The organism is Burkholderia sp. PvR073 (assembly GCF_054055695.1).
The window spans coordinates 403,140-422,546 of record NZ_JBSRXO010000005.1; the positions used below are offsets into that span (position 1 = coordinate 403,140).

Here is a 19,407-nt window from a genome sequence, read left to right on the forward strand (position 1 = left end):
ATCGTGCGACATATTTTGCGGATAAGGCTTCCCTTTTTATACGACTCTGCTATACTTCCGCTTCTGCGTGCGGCTGTAGCTCAGTTGGATAGAGTACTTGGCTACGAACCAAGGGGTCGTGGGTTCGAATCCTGCCAGCCGCGCCACCTTTTTCGAGGGCCTTCCGAACCGAAGGCCCTTTCAGTTCAAAGTAGTAGTATTTTGTTTTTGCGTGCGGCTGTAGCTCAGTTGGATAGAGTACTTGGCTACGAACCAAGGGGTCGTGGGTTCGAATCCTGCCAGCCGCGCCATCTTTTTGGGGGCCTTCCCATCGCAGAAGGTTCCGACAGTTGAAGTAGTACCGCTTTGCGTGCGGCTGTAGCTCAGTTGGATAGAGTACTTGGCTACGAACCAAGGGGTCGTGGGTTCGAATCCTGCCAGCCGCGCCACCTTAGAAGGGCCTTCCTCCGGGAAGGCCCTTTTTTCTTTTCCACTCCCCTCCACGCTTCTTCGCGGCGATCGTCGCTCCCGCTCGACTCGAGCCGGGCCGCCACCGCACCACGCCGCCCGGCCCGCGTCACCAATGAAAACGGCGGCCCGTGGCCGCCGTCGTATCCCGCTCAGGCAACGCGTCGCGTCAGTAATCCTGTCGTTCGCGCTCGATGCGCATGCCGCCGTCGTGACGCGCATGCACGCTGTCGTCGGTCGAGCGCTCGCGCATGATCCGCATCACGTCCGGATTGGTCCGCACGCGCCGCATCACGTTCGCCAGGTGCACGCGATCGCTGACCTGGATCACGAAGCGCAGCACCGTCGATTCGTGCGTCAGATCCTCGTCCATAGCGATGTGGACGATGTTCGCGTCGGCCGACGTGATGTCCGCCGCCACGCGCGCGAAGATGCCCTTCGTGTTCTTCACGAGCGCCTTCACCGCGACGTCGAACAAACGACCCGGCTGCGGCGCCCACTCGACGTCGATCCAGCGGCCCGGATCGCGGCGATGGATGCGCTGCGCGACACGGCAATCGGTCGTATGAATCGCCATCCCGAGGCCGATGCCGATATAGCCCATGATCGCATCGCCCGGAATCGGCCGGCAGCATGCCGACAGCTGCACGGACATCCCTTCGGTGCCGGTAATGACGACCGGCGGCGCATTGTGCGCGGGATGCCGCTCGGACTTCGGCAGATCGTCGTCCGCATCGCGGCCGCTCGTCAGCACCTCGATGCGCTTGGCCATCACCGCGGCGACGCGGCGGCCGAGGCCGATGTCCGCGAAGATTTCCTGGCGGCTCTTGTTGCCCGTCCACTGCACGAGCTTCTCCCACACTTCCGGCGCCACGTCGGCCAGCGCAAGCCCGTAACCCTTGAGGCTTTGATCGACGAGCCGCTCGCCGAGTTGCACCGACTCGTTCAGGCGCATCGTCTTCAGGTAGTGGCGAATCGCCGAGCGTGCCTTGCCGGTACGCACGAAACCGAGCCACGCGGGGTTCGGCTTCGAATACGGCGCGGTGATCACCTCGACGATGTCGCCGCTCTTCAGCTCGGTACGCAGCGGCAGCAACTCGTTGTTGATCTTCACGGCCACGCACTGGTTGCCGAGATCGCTGTGGATCGAATACGCGAAATCGAGCGCCGTCGCGCCGCGCGGCAGCGCCATGATCCTCGACTTCGGCGTGAACACGTAGACCGCATCCGGGAACAGGTCGATCTTCACGTGCTCGAGGAATTCGCTCGAATCGCCGGCTTCGCTCTGGATGTCGAGCAGCGACTTCAGCCACTGGTGCGCGCGCTTCTGCACGTCGTTCAGATCGGCGCCGCCGTTCTTGTACAGCCAGTGCGCGGCCACGCCGGCCTCGGCGATCTCGTGCATCTTGCGCGTGCGCACCTGGAACTCGATCGGCGCGCCGAACGGGCCGACGAGCGTCGTGTGCAGCGACTGATAGCCGTTGATCTTCGGGATCGCGATGTAGTCCTTGAACTTGCCGGGCACGGGCTTGTACAGCGCATGCAGCGCGCCGATGCACGTGTAGCAGTCGAGCGGGCTATCGACCACGACGCGAAAGCCGTACACGTCGAGCACCTGCGAGAACGACAGCTGCTTGTCGCGCATCTTGCGGTAGATGCTGTAGATCGTCTTTTCGCGGCCGGTGATCTCGGCGTCGATCTTCGCGTCGCTCATCGCGCGCTGCGCGGACTCGAGGATCTTGCTGATCACTTCGCGGCGGTTGCCGCGCGCGGCCTTCACGGCCTTCTCGAGCGTCGCGTAGCGATGCGGGTTGAAATTCGCGAAGCTCATGTCCTGCAGCTCGCGATACGTATTGTTCAACCCGAGGCGGTGCGCGATCGGCGCATAGATGTCGAGCGTCTCGCGTGCGACGCGGCGGCGCTTTTCCATCGGCACCGCGCCGAGCGTGCGCATGTTGTGCAGACGGTCGGCGAGCTTGACGAGGATGACGCGCACGTCGCGTGCCATCGCGAGCAGCATCTTGCGGAAGTTTTCCGCCTGCGCTTCCTCGCGGCTGCGAAACTCCATCTTGTCGAGCTTCGACAGGCCGTCGACCAGTTCGGCGACCTTCGGGCCGAAGCGTTCGGCCAGCTCGCTCTTGGTCACGCCCTGGTCTTCCATCACGTCGTGCAGGAGCGCTGCCATCACGGCTTGCGCGTCGAGCTTCCAGCCGGCACAGATTTCCGCGACGGCGACGGGATGGGTGATGTAGGGTTCGCCGCTCTGGCGATATTGACCGAGGTGGGCTTCGTCACTGAAGTGGAACGCCGCCTTGACCTCTTTGATTTCTTCCGGAGGGAGATACTCGGCAAGCACGGCCGTCAGTTTCGCGATCGAAACGACGCCGTGCTTGCGCGGCTGCTCCGGAGTGGCGGTCGGCCCGAACAGATGCCGGAAGGACTGTTCGAGGACCGCGTCGATGTACTGGCGCGCAGGCGACCGGGCCGTGGCTTCGGTGGTCGAATCCGCGGAGGCGGACGATGGGGTGGTGCTCATATTCGCCTCCAGGTCGAGTCGTTGCGCGCGTGGATTACATGGCTGGAACGGGCCGGATGCGCGTTACACCGGCACCTTCTTCAACATCTCGACGCCGACGAGACCGGAAGCGATCTCGCGCAGCGCGACGACGGTCGGCTTGTCGCGGCTCTCGATCTTCGGCGTATGGCCTTGCGCGAGCTGCCGCGCGCGGTAGGTGGCGGCGAGCGCCAGTTCGAAGCGGTTGGGGATTTGCTTCAGGCAGTCTTCGACAGTAATGCGAGCCATGTTGGTAATTCCTTCTGAATGTAGTCCTTATTCTACCTTATGTCCCTCTACCCTCGCGTCATTCCGCGTGGGGCAGATGGATGCCGAGCTCGATGAACAGCTCCGTGTGTCGCGCGTACTGCGAAGCAAAGCGCAGGCGCGTTGCCGTGACGATGCATTCGAGTTCGGCCAGCGCACGATCGAAATTCTCGTTGATCACGACGTATTCCGCCTCGGATGCGTGCGCCATCTCGCTGCCCGCGGCGAGCAGGCGTCGCGTGATCACGTTCGGCTCGTCCTGCCCGCGCTTCTTCAGGCGCTCCTCGAGCGCATCGAGCGACGGCGGCAGAATGAAGATGCCGACCGCGTTGCGGAACTGCTTCTTCACCTGCTGCGCGCCCTGCCAGTCGATTTCGAGCAGCACGTCGTGGCCGTTCATCATCTGCTCTTCGATCCAGACGCGCGACGTGCCGTAGTAGTTGCCGTGCACTTCCGCGCTCTCGAGGAATTCGTGCGCGGCGTGGCGCGCGCGGAAATCCTCGACGGTCGTGAAGTGGTAGTGCTGGCCGTCCTGCTCGCCCGGGCGCGGCTTGCGCGTCGTGTACGAAATCGACAGGCAGATGTCGCTGTCCTTCGACAGCAGCGCGTTCACGAGCGTCGACTTGCCGGCGCCCGACGGTGCGATGACCATGAACAGGTTGCCGGGATAGACGCCGCCGTGCAGCGCATGCGACGCGTGGCCGTCGCGGGTGAATTCGGTCATGTCAGCCTCCGCCGTGCCGCCCCAATAAGATTCCCCGCCCCTTCAAGGGGCAGCGAACGTAGTGAGCATGGGGGTTGTTTCATCTCTTTACTCCAGGTTTTGCACTTGCTCGCGCATCTGCTCGATCAACAGCTTGAGCGCCATCGATGCGTCGGCCAGTTCCTTCGCCGCCGCCTTCGAGCCGAGCGTGTTTGCTTCGCGATTCAGTTCCTGCATCATGAAGTCGAGACGCTTGCCGACGCGGCCGCCCTTCTCGATCACGTGACGCGTTTCGTTCAGGTGCGCGGTGAGTCGCGACAGCTCTTCCGCGATGTCGATCCGGATGCCGTACATCGTCACTTCCTGACGAATGCGTTCCGCCGCTTCCTCGCGCGTGACGATCGCCGCGCTGCCTTCGGGCGCCGCGAGGCCGAGCGCTTCCTGCAGCCGCTCGACGATCTTCTGCTGATGCTTCGCGATCAGCTCCGGCACGAGCGGCGTGATGCGCGCGACGATCGCTTCCATTTCGGTGACGTTCGACAGCAGCATCGTCGCCAGCTGCGCGCCTTCACGCGAACGCACGACGACGAGTTCACCGATCGCTTCCTTGCCGCACGCGAGCACCGCCTCGCGGATCGCATCCGCCGACACGCCGCTCTCGGCGAGCACGCCGGGCCAGCGCAGGATCTCGCCCGCGCGCAGGCGGCCGACCCCCGGGAACGCATCGAGCACCGAGCGCTCGAGCTCGGCGAGCTGGCCGAGCGCCGACTGGTTCAGCGCGCCCGCGCCGATGCTCTGCTCGCCGCGCTGCAGGTTGATACGCACGTCGACCTTGCCGCGCGACAGCTTGTTCATCAGCATTTCGCGCAGCGCGGATTCGCACGCGCGCACGTCGTCCGGCATGCGGAAATTCAGGTCGAGGAAGCGCGAGTTCACGGTGCGCAGTTCGACCGACACGCTGGTGCCGCCGTTGCCGGTGGCCGTCGCGAGTTCGCGCGTCGCGCTCGCATAGCCCGTCATGCTGTAGATCATGGTTCGTCTCGCCGTCTGGGTGCCCTTGCGGGCGGGAATATGTCGAGGCGCCCGGCGCATAGCAAGGCGCGGGGCGGGAAGCGCGCATTATCCCATTTTTGCGCCCCTCCCCGCCGGGCGCCGCTGCCGTTCGGCGCTAAAATCGGGGTTTCCTCTTCCGTCCACGATTCCCTCATGACGTCTTCCCTGTCCCGCCCGAGCGGCCGTCGCGCCGACGAACTGCGCAAGGTCGCCCTCACGCGCCACTACACGAAACACGCCGAAGGCTCGGTTCTGGTCGAATTCGGCGACACCAAGGTGATCTGCACCGCGAGCGTCGCCGAACGCGTGCCCGAATTCCTGCGCGATCGCGGCCAGGGCTGGCTGACAGCCGAATACGGGATGCTGCCGCGTGCGACGCACACGCGCAGCGACCGTGAGGCCGCACGCGGCAAGCAGACGGGCCGTACGCAGGAAATTCAGCGCCTGATCGGTCGCGCGCTGCGCGCGGTGTTCGATCTCGAGGCGCTCGGCCCGCGCACGATCCACATCGACTGTGACGTGATCCAGGCCGACGGCGGCACGCGCACGGCGAGCATTACCGGCGCCTTCGTCGCCGCGCACGACGCCGTGTCGAAGCTGATCGCGGCCGGCAAGCTCGCGCGCTCGCCGATCACCGATCATGTAGCCGCGATCTCGGTCGGCGTGTACGAAGGCGTGCCATTGCTCGACCTCGACTACGCGGAAGATTCGCGCTGCGACACCGACATGAACGTCGTGATGACGGGCGCCGGCGGCTTCGTCGAAGTCCAGGGCACCGCCGAAGGTGTGCCGTTCTCGCGCGCCGAGATGAATGCGCTGCTCGACCTCGCGCAAAGCGGGATCGGCCAGCTCGTGCAGTTGCAGAAGGACGTGCTGGGCGCCGGCCATGTCTGACGATCGCACCCTCGCGCCGTTCTCGCGCATCGTGCTCGCGTCGAACAACGCCGGCAAGCTGCGCGAATTCACCGCGCTGTTCTCGACGGTCGGCATCGAGATCGTGCCGCAGGGCGACCTGGCCGTGCCAGAGGCGGAAGAGCCGTTCGGCACGTTCATCGAGAATGCGCTGACGAAAGCGCGGCATGCGTCGCGGCTCACCGGCCTGCCGGCGATCGCCGACGATTCCGGCCTGTGCGTGCGCGCCCTGCGCGGCGCACCGGGTGTCTATTCGGCGCGCTACGCGCAGCGCGCGGGTCGCGCCCCGGGCGACGCGGCGAACAATGCGTACCTCGTCGAGCAGTTGCGCGGCATCGACGACCGGCGCGCATACTATTGCTGCGTGCTTGCACTGGTGCGCCACGCGGACGATCCCGAACCGCTGTTCGCCGAAGGTCGCTGGGTGGGCGAGATCGTCGACACGCCGCGCGGCGAGCACGGATTCGGCTACGACCCGTATTTCCACCTGCCGTCGCTCGGCGCGACGGCGGCCGAACTCGAGCCGGCCGTGAAGAACACGCACAGCCATCGCGCGCTCGCGCTGAAGGCGCTGCTCGCGCGGCTCGCAGAGGAACCCGCATGATCGTCTTCGTCACGCATTCGCAGCCGGAGGCCGCATGAGCCAGGCGGCGGAAACCGGCGCGCGCGTCGTCGCGACGTTCACGTCGCCCGGGCAGGTGCGGCTCACGTCGCTGCCACCGCTCGCGCTGTACGTGCATTTTCCGTGGTGCGTGCGCAAGTGCCCGTACTGCGATTTCAACTCGCACGAGTGGAAAGGCGAGCGCTTTCCGGAAGCCGAATATCTCGACGCGCTGCGTGCCGATCTCGAGCAGGCGCTGCCGCTCGTCTGGGGCCGGCAGGTGCATACGGTGTTCATCGGCGGCGGCACGCCGAGCCTGCTGTCCGCAGGCGGGCTCGACCGGCTGCTGTCCGACGTGCGCGCGCTGCTGCCGCTCGATGCGGACGCCGAGATCACGCTCGAGGCGAATCCGGGCACGTTCGAGGCCGCGAAGTTCGCGCAGTTTCGCGCGAGCGGCGTGAACCGCCTGTCGGTCGGCATCCAGAGCTTCAACGAAGGCCATCTGAAAGCGCTCGGCCGCATTCACGACACCGCGCAGGCACGCGCGGCCGTCGAGATCGCCGCGAAGACGTTCGACAACTTCAACCTCGACCTGATGTTCGCGCTGCCGAACCAGACGCTCGACGAATGCCGGACCGACATCGAGACCGCGCTGTCGTTCGCGCCGCCGCATCTGTCGCTGTATCACCTGACGCTCGAGCCGAACACGATGTTCGCGAAGTTTCCGCCAGCGGTGCCCGACGACGACGCGTCGGCCGACATGCAGGAATGGATTCACGAACGCACGGCCGAGGCCGGTTACGGACGCTACGAAGTGTCCGCGTACGCGAAGCCGAATCATCAGTGCAAGCACAACCTGAACTACTGGCGCTTCGGCGACTATCTCGGGATCGGCGCGGGCGCGCATACGAAGCTGTCGTTCCCGAACCGGATCCTGCGGCAGGCGCGTTACAAGCATCCGGCGACCTTCATCGAACAGGCGATGGCCGGCACGCCGGTGCAGGAAGAGCGTGAAGTCGGCCCGCGCGACCTGCCGTTCGAGTTCATGCTGAACACGCTGCGGCTCGTCGAGGGCTTTCCCGTGCACAGCTTCGTCGAACGCACCGGCCTGCCGATCAGCACGATCGAGCCGGCACTCAAGGAAGCGGAGCGGCGCGGGCTGATCACGCGCGACTTCGCGCAGATCGCGCCGACGCCGCTCGGCCAGCGTTTCCTCAACGACCTGCAGGAATTGTTCCTGCGCGACGACTGAAGCGGAACGCGGCGGCATTTCGGTTACAATGCCGCCTCGTATGGAAGCGTGGCCGAGCGGTTTAAGGCACCGGTCTTGAAAACCGGCGACGGGAAACTGTCCGTGAGTTCGAATCTCACCGCTTCCGCCAAGCGTTCACCAAACCCCGTCCATTCTTCGAATGACGGGGTTTTTGTTTGTGCGCCGCGCGCCGCACGCGGTGCCCGCCCCGCGTGCCGACGCGTCCCGCCGGATGCCGTTACAATCCGGCGCTCCGATTCGCGAAACGGGAAACCCACGTCATGAAGCCCTTCATCGCCTCGTCGCTCGTCGCCCTGCTGGCCGCTGTCAGCACGCACGCAGCTGCCGCCGATTCCGCCTCCGGCGCCGACGCGCAAACGCCGTCGTGCGCGATCGCGTACGTGAAGGGCGTCGGCGGCTCGCCGCGCGGCCTGCGCGAATATCTCGCGAGCCCGACGCCGTACAACTACCTGAAGGAAAACGAGATCCAGTGCAAGGTGTCGGATGATGGGCGCGCGTCGAACTGCACCGGCGTGACGTATATCCGCAATGAGCAGGTCAGCGTGTACGACGATTCCGACCCGGCGACGCTGACGGTCGTCGCGACGGTGGAACTCGATCATGGTCAGAAGTATCCGGTGATCCTCGTCGTGCAGCGCAAGGACGCGCGCTGCGCGCGGTAACGCGCGACCCGGCACGCTCGACGTCGCCGCAGGCCATGCGCACAAGCCTCACGGCCCGGGCCGCCATCGCCTAGAATTCGATCAGCACGGCGACACGACCGCCGCCGCGACTCGAGGCCGCCCGCGCCATCCGTGCGAGCGGCACACGGAGACCGCCATGACCGAACTGTCGACAGCGACGGATCACGTCGATTACGAAGGCTTCGAGATCCACGTCGTGCCGGGCCTCGCCCCCGGCAGCGACACGCGTTATACCTACACCGGCTATGTCTGCCATCCTGGCGTGAATCCCGCGCTGCCCGATCATGCGGTGCCCTTCCACGCGGACGGCGAGGAAAGCTACGCGAGCGTCGACGAAGCGGTTCGGGAAGCCGTGCACATCGGCAAGAGCATCATCGACGGCACGCATCCGGACCTGTCCGTTCTGTCGCTCGTGACGCACGGCTACTGAGCCGGGCCCGCCGCATTCATCGCCGCCGCTGCGCGCGACTCGCGTGCGCGCAACGTCACATGTCACGTCACATCGCGACACCGGCGGGCCGCCGCTCGCCATCATCTGCGAATCGCTACGTCGCGGCGCGCGCCTTATGCGTTTCTCCCGATAACACGTCGTGCATGGGCGTCTATCATTTTTTTATCGTCACCCTCCGGCACTTCCCCATGCCATCTCTTCCCTGCCCTCGCGTCGACCGGCCGCGCGTTGTCGCGCTGGTCGCCGCCACGATGCTTGCCGCCTGCACGATCACGCCGCCGCCGTCGGTGCACTCTGTCGTGACCATCCCGTCGATCACGCGCAGCGGGAATCTCGCCCAGTACCGCGTGGAAGTCGCGCGCTGCGTCGCCGAGCACAATCCGTCCAGCGTGTCGCGCGGGACGCCGCAGGCGATGCTGCGCTCGCTCGTCGTCGTCGCGTTCACCGTCGATCGCAGCGGCCGCCTCGTCAACGCATCCGTCTATCGCAGCAATGGCGACAGCGAAGCGGAAGCGCTCGCGCTCGCGTCGCTGCGCCGCTCGGCCCCGCTGCCGGCACCGCCGTCGAAACTGCTGGACGGCAATGGTCGGATCGAGATGATGGAAGGCTGGCTGTTCAACGACGACGGCCGCTTCCAGTTGCAAAGCACCGCGTCGGCGCAGGCGCAATCGCTCGACTGAGCCCGCGCCCGTCCGTGATTGCCGCTATGTCGCGGCGCTGGCTATAATTTTCCGCAATCGCGCGGCCATCCTCCCGCGCGCGCGTTCGTTCGTACGCCGCACCCGGCATGCGAGCCGACCATGCCGGCACCGTGCGGCGGCGACCTATCCGTCTCCATCGTCGACCGGCGGGTGACGTCCGCGCCACGGCGCGCGTCCACACCGCTACCGCATCATCCGCTCGGCGGCTCTCCCGGCAGGCGCCCGCCTGCCCGAGCGCACGCCCAGCCGACCGCCCCAACGACAAAACGGAGACATCCATGTCCGCATCTCCCCCGGCCGTTGCACACGCAACCGGTTCGGCCGGCGCCGTCAGCCACCGGCGCATCGTGTTCGCGAGCTTCATCGGCACCGCGATCGAGTTCTACGACTTCTACGTGTACGCGACCGCCGCGGCGCTCGTCATCGGCCCCGTGTTCTTTCCGCATGGCTCCGCGACCGCACAGGCGTTGTCTGCCTTCGTCACGTTCGGCATCGCGTTCATCGCACGGCCGATCGGCTCGTTCCTCTTCGGCCACTTCGGCGACCGCATCGGCCGCAAATCGACGCTCGTCGCGTCGCTGCTCGTCATGGGTGTGTCCACCACCGCGATCGGCTTCGTGCCCGGCTACGACACGATCGGCGCGCTCGCGCCGGTGCTGCTGTGTGTGCTGCGCTTCGGTCAGGGGATCGGCCTCGGCGGCGAATGGGGCGGCGCGGCGCTGCTCGCAACCGAGCACGCGCCGCAAGGCAAGCGCGGCTGGTTCGGGATGTTCCCGCAGCTTGGCCCGTCGGTCGGCTTCCTGATGTCGAACGGGCTGTTCTTCGCGCTCGCGCTGTCGCTGTCCGACGAACAGTTCCGCAGCTGGGGCTGGCGCATCCCGTTCCTCGTCAGCGCGGTGCTCGTCGCGCTCGGCCTGTACGTGCGACTGAAGATCACCGAGACGCCGGCGTTCCAGGCCACGCTCGATCGCAACGAGCGCGTGCGCGTGCCGGTCGCGACGCTCGTCTCGCAACACTGGCGGCCGACGCTGCTCGGCGCGCTCGCGATGGTGGTCTGCTACACGCTGTTCTATATCTCGACGGTGTTCTCGCTGTCGTACGGCGTGTCGACGCTGCATATTCCGCGCCAGAGCTTCCTCGGCCTGCTGTGCTTCGCGGTGGTGTTCATGGGGCTCGCGACGCCGCTGTCGGCATGGGCGTCGGACCGCTTCGGGCGCAAGCCGGTGCTGGCCGTCGGCGCGATCGCCGCGCTGCTGTCCGGCTTCGCGATGGAACCGCTGCTCGGCAGCGGTTCGATGCCGCTCGTCGCCCTGTTCCTCACGCTCGAGCTCTTTCTGATGGGCGTGACGTTCGCGCCGATGGGCGCGCTGCTCCCCGAGCTGTTCCCGACCAACGTCCGCTATACGGGCGCAGGCGTCGCGTACAACCTCGGCGGGATCCTCGGCGCGTCGATCGCGCCGTACATCGCGCAACTGCTCGCCGCGCATGGCGGCCTGTCGTGGGTCGGCGGGTACGTATCGGTCGCGGCGGCAATCAGCCTGATCGGCGTGCTGCTGATGCGCGAAACCCGCGACGCATCGCTCGTCTGAGCCTCCGGGGCGCACCGGGTTGTGCGGCGGGCGGCGCTGCCTATACTCGACCGTGGGTGCGCCGCTGCGCGCCCACGGGATCCCTCCCCGAAGGAGCCGCCGCGATGAACATCCGCCTCGACAACGCCGACCTCCTCCTGATCCTGGCGCTCGCGCTGGGTGCCGCCCTGCTGCTCGCGGCGCGCTTCCGGCCGAAAACCTGGCGCGGACTGCTGTTCGACGCGCTGCTCGCCAACCTGGCGGCCATCGCCGCGGTGGTCGCGTTCGAAGCGCTGCTCGCCTGAACCGGCCGGCTTCGCTTCCGCGCGGCCGGTGCAGGCGAATCGCGGGGCCCTAGGCCGTCAGCTGCGCTTGCCGTGCGGCATAGGCCGGACCAACCGTATCGATCGCATCGAGTGCCTGCGCAACCGACGGCGGCGCGCCCGGCTCGCCGATCGACAGGGCATTCGGTGCCCCGCCGATCCCGCAATGGTGGCGCGACGTCGCGACGAAAATCATCACGGTCGGCCGCTGCAGCGCGTGCGCCATGTGCACGAACCCCGTATCGACCCCCACCACGATTGCGGCCCGGCCGATGGCCGCGCCGAGTTCGCGCACCGACATCGCCGGCAGCACGATCGCGCCCGGCGCGCGCGCGGCAATGTCCTGCGCGTCGTCATGCTCGGCGGGCGACCCCCACGGCAACAGCACGCGCACGCCGCGCGCCATCATCCGGGTGGCCAGCGCGGCCCAGTGGTCGGCCGGCCATTTCTTGTCCGGATTGGAAGTCGCGTGAAACAGCAGCACGAACGGCGCGCCGTCGGTCACGGCGGGCGGCAGGCTCGCATCCTGCGGCGGGACGATTCCATACGTGGCGATGCCTTCGGGTACATAGCCCAGCGCCTCGCCGGCGCTCACGCGCATCCCGTGCCATGCATCGCAGTCCGGCCTGGGGCCGAAGCGATGCGAATACGCAAAACGGGCGCCCGTCTCGCCGAGATCCTGCGTCTGGTAGCCGACGCGGCGCGCGGCGCGCGCGAGTACCGAGATGATCGCGCTCTTGTAGACGCCGTGCAGATCGATGACCGCATCGTAGCGATGCGCGCGCAGCGCGCCGATCGACGCGGAGATCGCCTTCAGGTCGCCGCCGTTGCGCAGCTTCTTGAACCGCCGCAGCGGCGCGCCAAGCACATTGCTCACGCCCGGGTGCCAGCGCACGACCTCCGCGCACGATTCGTCGACGGCCCAGTCGACCGCCACGCCCGGAAAGGCGCGATGGAGATCCGCGACGACGGGCAGCGTCTGGACGACGTCGCCGAGCGACGTCACTTTCACGATGAGGATGCGTTTCACGTTCTTTGTGGGATATATCGGACCATTGCGCCATGCTAACGACGCTAGGAGGGTACAAACATTACACCGACATTACATTTGCAACAAAATGCATCGTTTTTGTGAAGGTTTGTCGAGTCCTGCATCCGGTTCTTTTTATAATGCATTTTTGCCCCTCCGGCACGCCGCCGATGCAACGCTCCACCCTTCCCACTCTGTTTCCCGCCCTCACCCGCCGCTCGCTGCGGATCTGGCGCCAGTACGGTGTATTTTGGCTCGGCGCGATCGCCGTGGGCCTCGCGGCCGTGCTGTACGCGCGGCTGATCGACTGGGGCTACGACACGTTCCGCACGCTGCGCGAGCACGCCGCATGGCTGCCGCTGCTGCTCACGCCGTCGATCGCCGCAGCATCCGTGTGGATGACGCGCCGCTTCTTTCGCGGCGCGGAGGGCAGCGGGATCCCGCAGGTCATCGCGACGCTGCATGCGAGCCCGGGCACGTTCGGCGCGCGGTTGCTCACGCTGCGGATCCTGTTCGGCAAGGTCCTGATCTCGTTCCTGGGGATCCTCGGCGGCTTCACGATCGGCCGCGAAGGCCCGACCGTGCAGGTCGGCGCGGCGCTGATGTTCAACCTGCGGCGCTTCTACCCGCGCTCGAACGCGCAAATCGAGCGGCAACTCGTGCTCGCCGGCGCGGCGGCCGGCCTGTCGGCCGCGTTCAATACGCCGCTCGCCGGGATCGTGTTCGCGATCGAGGAACTGACCCGCAGCTTCTCCGCGCGCGCAAGCGGCGTGCTGATCACCGCGATCATCCTCGCCGGTGTCGTCGCATTGGGCCTGAACGGCAATTACACGTACTTCGGCACGATCGACGCCGGCCAGCATTTCCCGAAAATGCTCGCCGTCGCCGTGCTCGTCACCGCGCTCGTGACCGGCGTCGCGGGCGGCCTCTTCAGCTGGCTGCTGCTCAATACCGGGCGCTGGCTGCCCGCGCGCCTGCTCAGCCTGTATCGCGAGCGCCCGATCGCGTTCGCGGCGGTGTGCGGCTTCGTGATCGCCGTCGTCGGCATCGTGTCGGGCGGGACGACGTTCGGCAGCGGCTATGCCGAGGCACGCGGCCTGCTCGACGGCCACGAACAGCTGTCGGTGTTCTATCCGTTCCTGAAGATGGTGTCGATGGTTGCGTCGTACCTGCCGGGCATCCCGGGCGGGATCTTCGCGCCGTCGCTGTCGATCGGCGCCGGGTTCGGCAACGTGCTGCACATCGTGTTCAGCCATATGAGCCTGCCGATGCTGATCGCGCTGGCGATGGTCGGCTACCTCGCGGCGGTCACGCAGTCGCCGATCACGTCGTTCGTGATCGTGATGGAGATGATCAACGGCCACGCGCTCGTGATTTCGCTGATGGCGACCGCGCTGGTGTCGAGCCGCATGGCGCGCTTCTTCGCGCCGCCGCTCTACGAAACGCTCGCGCAGCGCTATCTCGCGCCGCCCGCGGCAGCCGTTGAACCGGCCCGCGCAGCGGCGCCGGCGGCGGCAACCGGCGTCACCGAGCCGCAGGACGCGGCCGCAGCGCCCGCCGATCCGCTCGACACGCTGCGCGAAGGGGATGGTCGCAAGCCGGGCGCCCCGGCGGCCGACAACGGCGCCACGCACACGCCGGCGACGCCGCATGACGGCGACCGGCCTGCATCCGGCGCGAACGGCCGGGCGCAACCGGGCCCGGGCGACGCTCAGTAGATCACCACCGGCGCCGGCCGATAGTAGACAGGCCGGGCCGGCACGACGATACAGCCGGCGAGCGTGATCGCGACGAGCGCGATGACAATGGCGGTTCGTTTCATCGCACGCCTCCGTCAAGCCCAGTGGCCGCGGGTCCAGAACCAGTTCGGGCCGCGCTGATCCCAGTGGCCCGGCACCCAGTGCATGCCGATACGCTCGGCTTCCCAGTGGCCGCCGATCCACACGTAGCGACCATGATCCCAGTGCCAGTGACCGCGCTCCCACACATAGCCGACGCGCGCGTCGGGCACGACCTCGTAGCGCACGGCCGGCGGCGCGTTCGGCGCGACGACGACGATTTCCTGGGCGGGCACGGCCACCGGTTCGGCGACGACCATCCGGCCCGATTGCACCAACACCGGCGCGCCGACGAGAATCTCGTCCGCGCGTGCAGCGAGCGGCGCGGCGACGGCTGACAGGCCCGCGGCGAACAGCGCGAGCGAAACGATACGACATTGAACAGCAGAGACAGCCATCACAACCTCCTGATTGATAAATAACGCGAGCGACGCGAGCGTATTCGTTCAATGCGGGAGGTCGACCAACGGCCGACAGACACCGTGTTACGGCGAGCCCGAAAGTGCAACAGGGCGTAAGACGCGCACGGCGGCATGCGCCGCCGTGCGGAGAGAGACCGGCAAAAGTCAGGCTTGCGGGATCTCGATCTTCACTTCGAGGACTTCGAGATCGTCCTGGCGCTCGAGGCTCACGCGGATGTCATCGTTCGAAATACGGACGTACTTCGAGATGACCGCGACCAGCTCCTTCTGCAGCGCCGGCAGGTAATCGGCCGGCGGCCGGCCGCCGACCCGCTCGTGCGCGATGATGAGCTGCAGGCGCTCCTTCGCGACCGATGCGGACTTCTTCTTCTCACCGAGGAGAAACGAAAGGATGGACATGGGCGGCCTCCGTTACTTGCTGCCGAAGAGGCGCTGCAGCAGGCCCGGCTTCTGGTAATCGGTGAAGCGCAGCGGCTTGTCCTCACCGAGGAAGCGAGCGACGACATCCTTGTACGCTTCCGCTACGTCGGTGCCGTCGATATGCACGGCCGGCAGCCCCTGGTTCGATGCGTGCAGCACGGCTTCCGATTCGGGCACCACGCCGATCAGCTTGATGCGCAGGATCTCACTGATGTCCTCGAGCGACAGCATCTCGCCTTCGCTCACGCGCTTCGGGCTGTAACGCGTGATCAGCAGGTGCTCCTTGATCGGATCCTTGCCTTCGGTCGCGCGCTTCGTCTTCGACGACAGGATGCCGAGAATGCGGTCCGAGTCGCGCACCGACGACACTTCCGGGTTCGTGACGATCAGCGCTTCGTCGGCGAAGTACATCGCATGCAGCGCACCGGCTTCGATCCCGGCCGGCGAATCGCAGACGATGAAGTCGAAGTCCATCGCAACCAGGTCGTTCAGCACCTTCTCGACGCCGTCGCGCGTGAGCGCATCCTTGTCGCGCGTCTGCGACGCCGGCAGGATGTGCAGGTTCTCGCACTTCTTGTCCTTGATCAACGCCTGGTTCAGGTTCGCTTCGCCCTGGATCACGTTGACGAGGTCGTACACCACGCGCCGCTCGCAGCCCATGATGAGATCGAGGTTGCGCAGGCCAACGTCGAAGTCGATCACGGCCGTCTTGTGGCCCCGCAGCGCGAGGCCGGACGCGAAGCTCGCGCTGGTCGTCGTCTTGCCCACGCCGCCCTTGCCCGAAGTCACCACGATGATTTTTGCCATTTACCCAATACCCTGTGTTCGTCAATGAGAGCCGATCGATCCGGCGTGCGCCGCGTGAATTACGTCAGGCGCAGCGGTTCGATCATCAGTTTTTCCTCTTCGAGCCGGATCTGCACCGCTTTGCCCAGTATGTCGGCGGGCAACGGGTTCTCGGTCGTTCGATAGATACCCGCGATTGAAATCAGTTCCGGTTCGAGACACGTGCAGAAAATGCGCGCGTCGTGATTGCCGTGCACGCCCGCGAGTGCGCGGCCGCGCAACGGCGCGTAGATGTGGATGTTGCCTTCCGCGATGATCTCGGCGCCGTGACTGACCGGCGCAAGCACCACGAGGTCCCCTTTCGCGTAAATCTGCTGCCCCGAACGCAGCGGCCGATCGATCACCAGCGTCTGGCCGCCCGCCGGAATCGACGTCGGCGCAGGCTCCGGCGCCGGTTCGGCTGCCGCGGCAGCCGCAACGGCCTCGGCAACGACAGGCGCAGGCTCCGCTTCGTCGGCCGGCTTCCCGGCCGACACGCGGCGATCGCGCGCCTCCAGCAACGGCAGGCCGGCTTCCCCCGCCCAGCCCTGCGTGGCCAGCGCGACGACGCCCACCGGGCGCATCCGCACGTCGTTCAGCATCTGACGGATGTCGGCGAGCGCGACGCGTTCGCCGTCCGCGAGGCGGCGGACGTCGATCGCGACGACATCATCGGCAAAAAACTCGGGAGTCGCTTCGAAGCGCTTGACCAGTTCGGTACGCAACGCATCGAGATCGGTCGTCTTCACGGTGAACAGCAACGTATCGACCGATCCGCTGCGCAGCTCGAAGAATGGCGATTTTTTAAGCGACATGGACACTCTGCAAAAAATTTTTGCGTATTTTACAGGCGTCCACGCGTGCAGCCATCATTTTTGGGAAACCAGGTCGCGGCGAACGCGCGACCAGCAGGCGGGCAGTGGGACGGGCGACCGGGGCTTCATTGCGCCGTGCGGCCCGCGCGTTCATGCGTCAGGGTGTGTTGAAGTGCGACACGAACAACGACTTCATCGCGCCGGGCATGCGCGCGATTGGTGCATGCTCGCCCGTGTTGCCGAAACCCGCGCGTTCGTAGAAACGGATTGCGTTGCGGTTCGCATCGGCGATCCATGCATAGACGTCCTGCGCACCGCGTTCGGCCAGCCACGCGGTGGCCGTTTCCAGCAACAGCACGCCGCCGCGCAGATGACGGACCGCGTGCGCGACCCACAGCTCGCTGACGAACGCGCGCCGCTCGGGCGTATTGTCGAAATACGCGCCGATCATGCCGGCCGGATGGCCTTCGGTGTACAGCAGAAAAGTCGTCGACTCGTCGGACGTGGCGCGCAGCGCGGCGATGGCCGCCGCCGCGTCGGCATCGACGTTCAGCAATTCGGCCTCCGGCGCTTCGCCGGGCGCGTAGGGCTCACGCAGTGACGCGGCGCGGAGTTCGCGATACACGCGGCCCTGGTCGGCAGCGATACGACGAACGGTCAAGGTCGAACTCATGCAGGCACAGCCCCCTTCGGACAGCAAGCTACTAGCTTCAACCGAAAGCGGGGCATGAGTCAAATCGTTATTTTCAAATGACAGCGCGGATCGAAAGGCAACGGATGCCGCGCACGCGCGGGTGTGCAGATGCAGCATCGGCGCGCCGAAGCGCAGCGACGCATGGCAACCGAATCGCAAGGTCGGACATGTCGCCCGGCTCGCCTTGTCATGTATGGCATTTCATGCGGCGAACAACCGGCATTTCGTCGCCACGGCCGTAATCGTTCGTAACATATGTACGGAAAAGAGCTGCGCCACCGCACGTCGTTGAGCCGTACTTATTGCATTGCAACATTCGTTGCGAAGCTCACCGCCGGCGGCACGCGAGCGTCACAACACCCATTCCTCTGACGAGACCTCGGCCGCACGGGTGGATCGGGCCTGCGTGGGGCTGTTTCAATCACCCCCGTGCCGGCCCTTCCCGACGCGCGGCATGCACGGCTCGCCGTTTGGAGTTCCACGCCTAGCGCCGGGGTTTGGAAAGCGTGCGCGACGGTCGTATAACTGGCACAGCCGGGCCACCGATCCGGTGCCGTGCGCCGTGTCGCGGACCAACGACGATTCGAACGACGATAAACGTGCAGGTCCGGCCATCGCGCCCGCAAGCGCAGGAGCCGGCCCCGAAAGGAGGGAGACAATGGCAATGACCGACGAATCGGCCTCGGGCTGGTCGGATGGCAAACGTTATCTGTGGCTGCTCGGTGCGCTGACGATCACGCTGCCGATCCTCTCGGCCCAGCTTGCGTTGTCGACGGGCCTTCACGTGTTCTGGTGGTTCGGCCCGTTGTTCGCGTTCGGTGTGATTCCGATCCTCGACACGCTGATCGGCGACGATCGCGACAATCCACCCGAAGCCGTCGTCCCGCACCTCGAACGGGCACGCTACTACCGCTACATCGTCTATCTCGCGACGCTGGTCGAATACGTTGCGTTCTTCATGTGCGTGTGGATCGTCGGCACGCATGCGCTCGCGTGGTACGACTACGTCGGCTTCGCGCTGTCGCTCGGCGCCGCGACGGGCATCTCGATCAATACCGCGCACGAACTCGGGCACAAGACCAGCCGCTTCGAGCGCTGGCTGGCGAAAGTCACGCTCGCGCCGGTTGCGTACGGGCACTTCTTCGTCGAGCACAACCGCGGCCATCACGTGCGCGTCGCGACGGCCGAGGACCCGGCGAGCGCGCGCTACGGCGAATCGTTCTGGGCCTTCCTGCCGCGCACGGTGACGGGCAGCATCCGCTCGGCCTGGCGGCTCGAAAAGGCGCGCCTCGAGCGGCTCGGGCATTCGCCGTGGACCTGGCGCAACGAGGTTCTGCATGCGTGGGCAATGACCGTCGTCGTGTGGGGCATCGCGATCGCGATGGCCGGCAAGGTCGTGATCCCGTTCCTCGTGATCCAGGCCGTGTACGGCGCGTCGCTGCTCGAAGTCGTCAACTACGTCGAGCACTACGGGCTCGGCCGCCGCAAGCTGCCGAGCGGCCGCTACGAACGCTGCGCGCCGCAGCATTCGTGGAACAGCAATCACGTCGTCACCAACCTGTTCCTGTATCAGCTGCAGCGGCACGCCGACCATCACGCGAACCCGACGCGCTCGTACCAGGCGCTGCGCCACTTCGACGACTCGCCGCAACTGCCGGCCGGCTACGCGACGATGATCCTGTTCGCCTATGTGCCGCCGCTCTGGTATCGCGTGATGAATCCGCGTGTCGTCGCGCACTACGGCGGCAACATGGCGCAATCGAACATCAAGCCGTCGATCCGCGCTCGCGTGCTCGCGCAGTATTCGGCCACGGCGTGATGCCAGGC

At 66.3% G+C, this 19,407-nt stretch carries 20 protein-coding genes and 4 tRNA genes; 14 read left to right on the forward strand and 10 right to left on the reverse strand.

Going from position 1 to position 19,407, the window contains the following annotated elements; translation table 11 throughout:
• Positions 1-69 precede the first annotated feature (69 nt).
• The 3 genes from ACVK00_RS18580 to ACVK00_RS18590 all read left to right on the forward strand — a co-directional run bounded on the left by ACVK00_RS18580 (position 70) and on the right by ACVK00_RS18590 (position 428).
• A tRNA-Arg gene (locus ACVK00_RS18580) sits at positions 70-146 on the forward strand.
• A gap of 67 nt (positions 147-213) precedes the next feature.
• Positions 214-290: transfer RNA gene (locus ACVK00_RS18585), tRNA-Arg, on the forward strand.
• A 61-nt stretch (positions 291-351) separates the two neighbouring features.
• Positions 352-428, forward strand: a tRNA-Arg gene (locus ACVK00_RS18590).
• A gap of 188 nt (positions 429-616) precedes the next feature.
• On the opposite strand, the gene ACVK00_RS18595 is transcribed toward ACVK00_RS18590, so the two are convergent.
• The 4 genes from ACVK00_RS18595 to ACVK00_RS18610 all read right to left on the reverse strand — a co-directional run bounded on the left by ACVK00_RS18595 (position 617) and on the right by ACVK00_RS18610 (position 5,003).
• Positions 617-2,983 (reverse strand): RelA/SpoT family protein, encoded by a 2,367-nt coding sequence (locus ACVK00_RS18595; protein ID WP_228907085.1) that lies wholly within the window; start codon positions 2,981-2,983, stop codon positions 617-619.
• Positions 2,984-3,046: 63 nt separating this feature from the next.
• Positions 3,047-3,250 carry a DNA-directed RNA polymerase subunit omega gene (rpoZ, locus tag ACVK00_RS18600; RefSeq protein WP_006750851.1) on the reverse strand — a complete coding sequence of 68 codons (204 nt, stop codon included), beginning with the start codon at positions 3,248-3,250 and terminating at the stop codon, positions 3,047-3,049.
• Between the two features lie 58 nt (positions 3,251-3,308).
• On the reverse strand, positions 3,309-3,992 hold the full coding sequence (gmk, locus tag ACVK00_RS18605; protein ID WP_006750850.1) for a guanylate kinase: 684 nt from the start codon (positions 3,990-3,992) through the stop codon (positions 3,309-3,311).
• Between the two features lie 87 nt (positions 3,993-4,079).
• Positions 4,080-5,003: a YicC/YloC family endoribonuclease gene (locus ACVK00_RS18610; protein WP_011656223.1), complete on the reverse strand. Its 924-nt coding sequence runs from the start codon at positions 5,001-5,003 to the stop codon at positions 4,080-4,082.
• Between the two features lie 174 nt (positions 5,004-5,177).
• On the opposite strand from ACVK00_RS18610, the gene rph reads away from it, so the two are divergent.
• The 9 genes from rph (at position 5,178) to ACVK00_RS18655 (ending at position 11,518) form a co-directional block, all read left to right on the forward strand.
• Positions 5,178-5,918 carry a ribonuclease PH gene (gene rph, locus ACVK00_RS18615; RefSeq protein ID WP_006756186.1) on the forward strand — a complete coding sequence of 247 codons (741 nt, stop codon included), beginning with the start codon at positions 5,178-5,180 and terminating at the stop codon, positions 5,916-5,918.
• The gene (gene rdgB / locus ACVK00_RS18620; RefSeq protein WP_284888919.1) at positions 5,911-6,540 is read left to right on the forward strand and encodes an RdgB/HAM1 family non-canonical purine NTP pyrophosphatase; all 630 of its coding nucleotides are present in this window, start codon (positions 5,911-5,913) and stop codon (positions 6,538-6,540) included. The genes rph and rdgB overlap by 8 nt, the downstream gene beginning before the upstream one ends.
• A 34-nt stretch (positions 6,541-6,574) precedes the next feature.
• Positions 6,575-7,789, forward strand: a complete 1,215-nt coding sequence (gene hemW / locus ACVK00_RS18625; protein ID WP_126227324.1) for a radical SAM family heme chaperone HemW — start codon at positions 6,575-6,577, stop codon at positions 7,787-7,789.
• Positions 7,790-7,831: 42 nt separating this feature from the next.
• A tRNA-Ser gene (locus tag ACVK00_RS18630) sits at positions 7,832-7,919 on the forward strand.
• A 151-nt stretch (positions 7,920-8,070) separates the two neighbouring features.
• The gene (locus ACVK00_RS18635; protein WP_228907083.1) at positions 8,071-8,472 is read left to right on the forward strand and encodes a hypothetical protein; all 402 of its coding nucleotides are present in this window, start codon (positions 8,071-8,073) and stop codon (positions 8,470-8,472) included.
• Between the two features lie 157 nt (positions 8,473-8,629).
• A complete protein-coding gene (locus ACVK00_RS18640; protein WP_166725314.1) occupies positions 8,630-8,923 on the forward strand; it encodes a hypothetical protein in 294 nt (97 codons plus the stop codon).
• A 209-nt stretch (positions 8,924-9,132) separates the two neighbouring features.
• Positions 9,133-9,624 (forward strand): energy transducer TonB family protein, encoded by a 492-nt coding sequence (locus ACVK00_RS18645; protein ID WP_228907082.1) that lies wholly within the window; start codon positions 9,133-9,135, stop codon positions 9,622-9,624.
• A 299-nt stretch (positions 9,625-9,923) separates the two neighbouring features.
• Positions 9,924-11,234, forward strand: a complete 1,311-nt coding sequence (locus ACVK00_RS18650; RefSeq protein ID WP_228907081.1) for an MFS transporter — start codon at positions 9,924-9,926, stop codon at positions 11,232-11,234.
• 104 nt (positions 11,235-11,338) lie between these two features.
• The gene (locus tag ACVK00_RS18655; protein WP_284888917.1) at positions 11,339-11,518 is read left to right on the forward strand and encodes a hypothetical protein; all 180 of its coding nucleotides are present in this window, start codon (positions 11,339-11,341) and stop codon (positions 11,516-11,518) included.
• Between the two features lie 49 nt (positions 11,519-11,567).
• Here the strand turns inward: ACVK00_RS18655 and waaC are convergent, their stop codons facing one another.
• A complete protein-coding gene (gene waaC, locus ACVK00_RS18660; protein WP_228907079.1) occupies positions 11,568-12,566 on the reverse strand; it encodes a lipopolysaccharide heptosyltransferase I in 999 nt (332 codons plus the stop codon).
• Positions 12,567-12,736: 170 nt separating this feature from the next.
• Here waaC and ACVK00_RS18665 point away from each other — a divergent pair, with 170 nt between their 5' ends.
• Positions 12,737-14,284: a chloride channel protein gene (locus tag ACVK00_RS18665; protein WP_228907078.1), complete on the forward strand. Its 1,548-nt coding sequence runs from the start codon at positions 12,737-12,739 to the stop codon at positions 14,282-14,284.
• A 116-nt stretch (positions 14,285-14,400) separates the two neighbouring features.
• On the opposite strand, the gene ACVK00_RS18670 is transcribed toward ACVK00_RS18665, so the two are convergent.
• The 5 genes from ACVK00_RS18670 to ACVK00_RS18690 form a co-directional block, all read right to left on the reverse strand.
• The gene (locus ACVK00_RS18670; protein ID WP_228907077.1) at positions 14,401-14,802 is read right to left on the reverse strand and encodes a YXWGXW repeat-containing protein; all 402 of its coding nucleotides are present in this window, start codon (positions 14,800-14,802) and stop codon (positions 14,401-14,403) included.
• A 168-nt stretch (positions 14,803-14,970) separates the two neighbouring features.
• Positions 14,971-15,225, reverse strand: coding sequence for a cell division topological specificity factor MinE (gene minE, locus ACVK00_RS18675; RefSeq protein ID WP_006750836.1), 255 nt, complete (start codon positions 15,223-15,225; stop codon positions 14,971-14,973).
• A 12-nt stretch (positions 15,226-15,237) separates the two neighbouring features.
• Positions 15,238-16,053, reverse strand: a complete 816-nt coding sequence (gene minD / locus ACVK00_RS18680; protein WP_011656212.1) for a septum site-determining protein MinD — start codon at positions 16,051-16,053, stop codon at positions 15,238-15,240.
• A 59-nt stretch (positions 16,054-16,112) separates the two neighbouring features.
• Positions 16,113-16,886: a septum site-determining protein MinC gene (gene minC / locus ACVK00_RS18685; protein WP_284888916.1), complete on the reverse strand. Its 774-nt coding sequence runs from the start codon at positions 16,884-16,886 to the stop codon at positions 16,113-16,115.
• 157 nt (positions 16,887-17,043) lie between these two features.
• Positions 17,044-17,697 carry a GNAT family N-acetyltransferase gene (locus ACVK00_RS18690; RefSeq protein WP_228907606.1) on the reverse strand — a complete coding sequence of 218 codons (654 nt, stop codon included), beginning with the start codon at positions 17,695-17,697 and terminating at the stop codon, positions 17,044-17,046.
• A gap of 541 nt (positions 17,698-18,238) precedes the next feature.
• On the opposite strand from ACVK00_RS18690, the gene ACVK00_RS18695 reads away from it, so the two are divergent.
• Positions 18,239-19,399, forward strand: coding sequence for an alkane 1-monooxygenase (locus ACVK00_RS18695; RefSeq protein WP_284888915.1), 1,161 nt, complete (start codon positions 18,239-18,241; stop codon positions 19,397-19,399).
• Positions 19,400-19,407 lie beyond the last annotated feature (8 nt).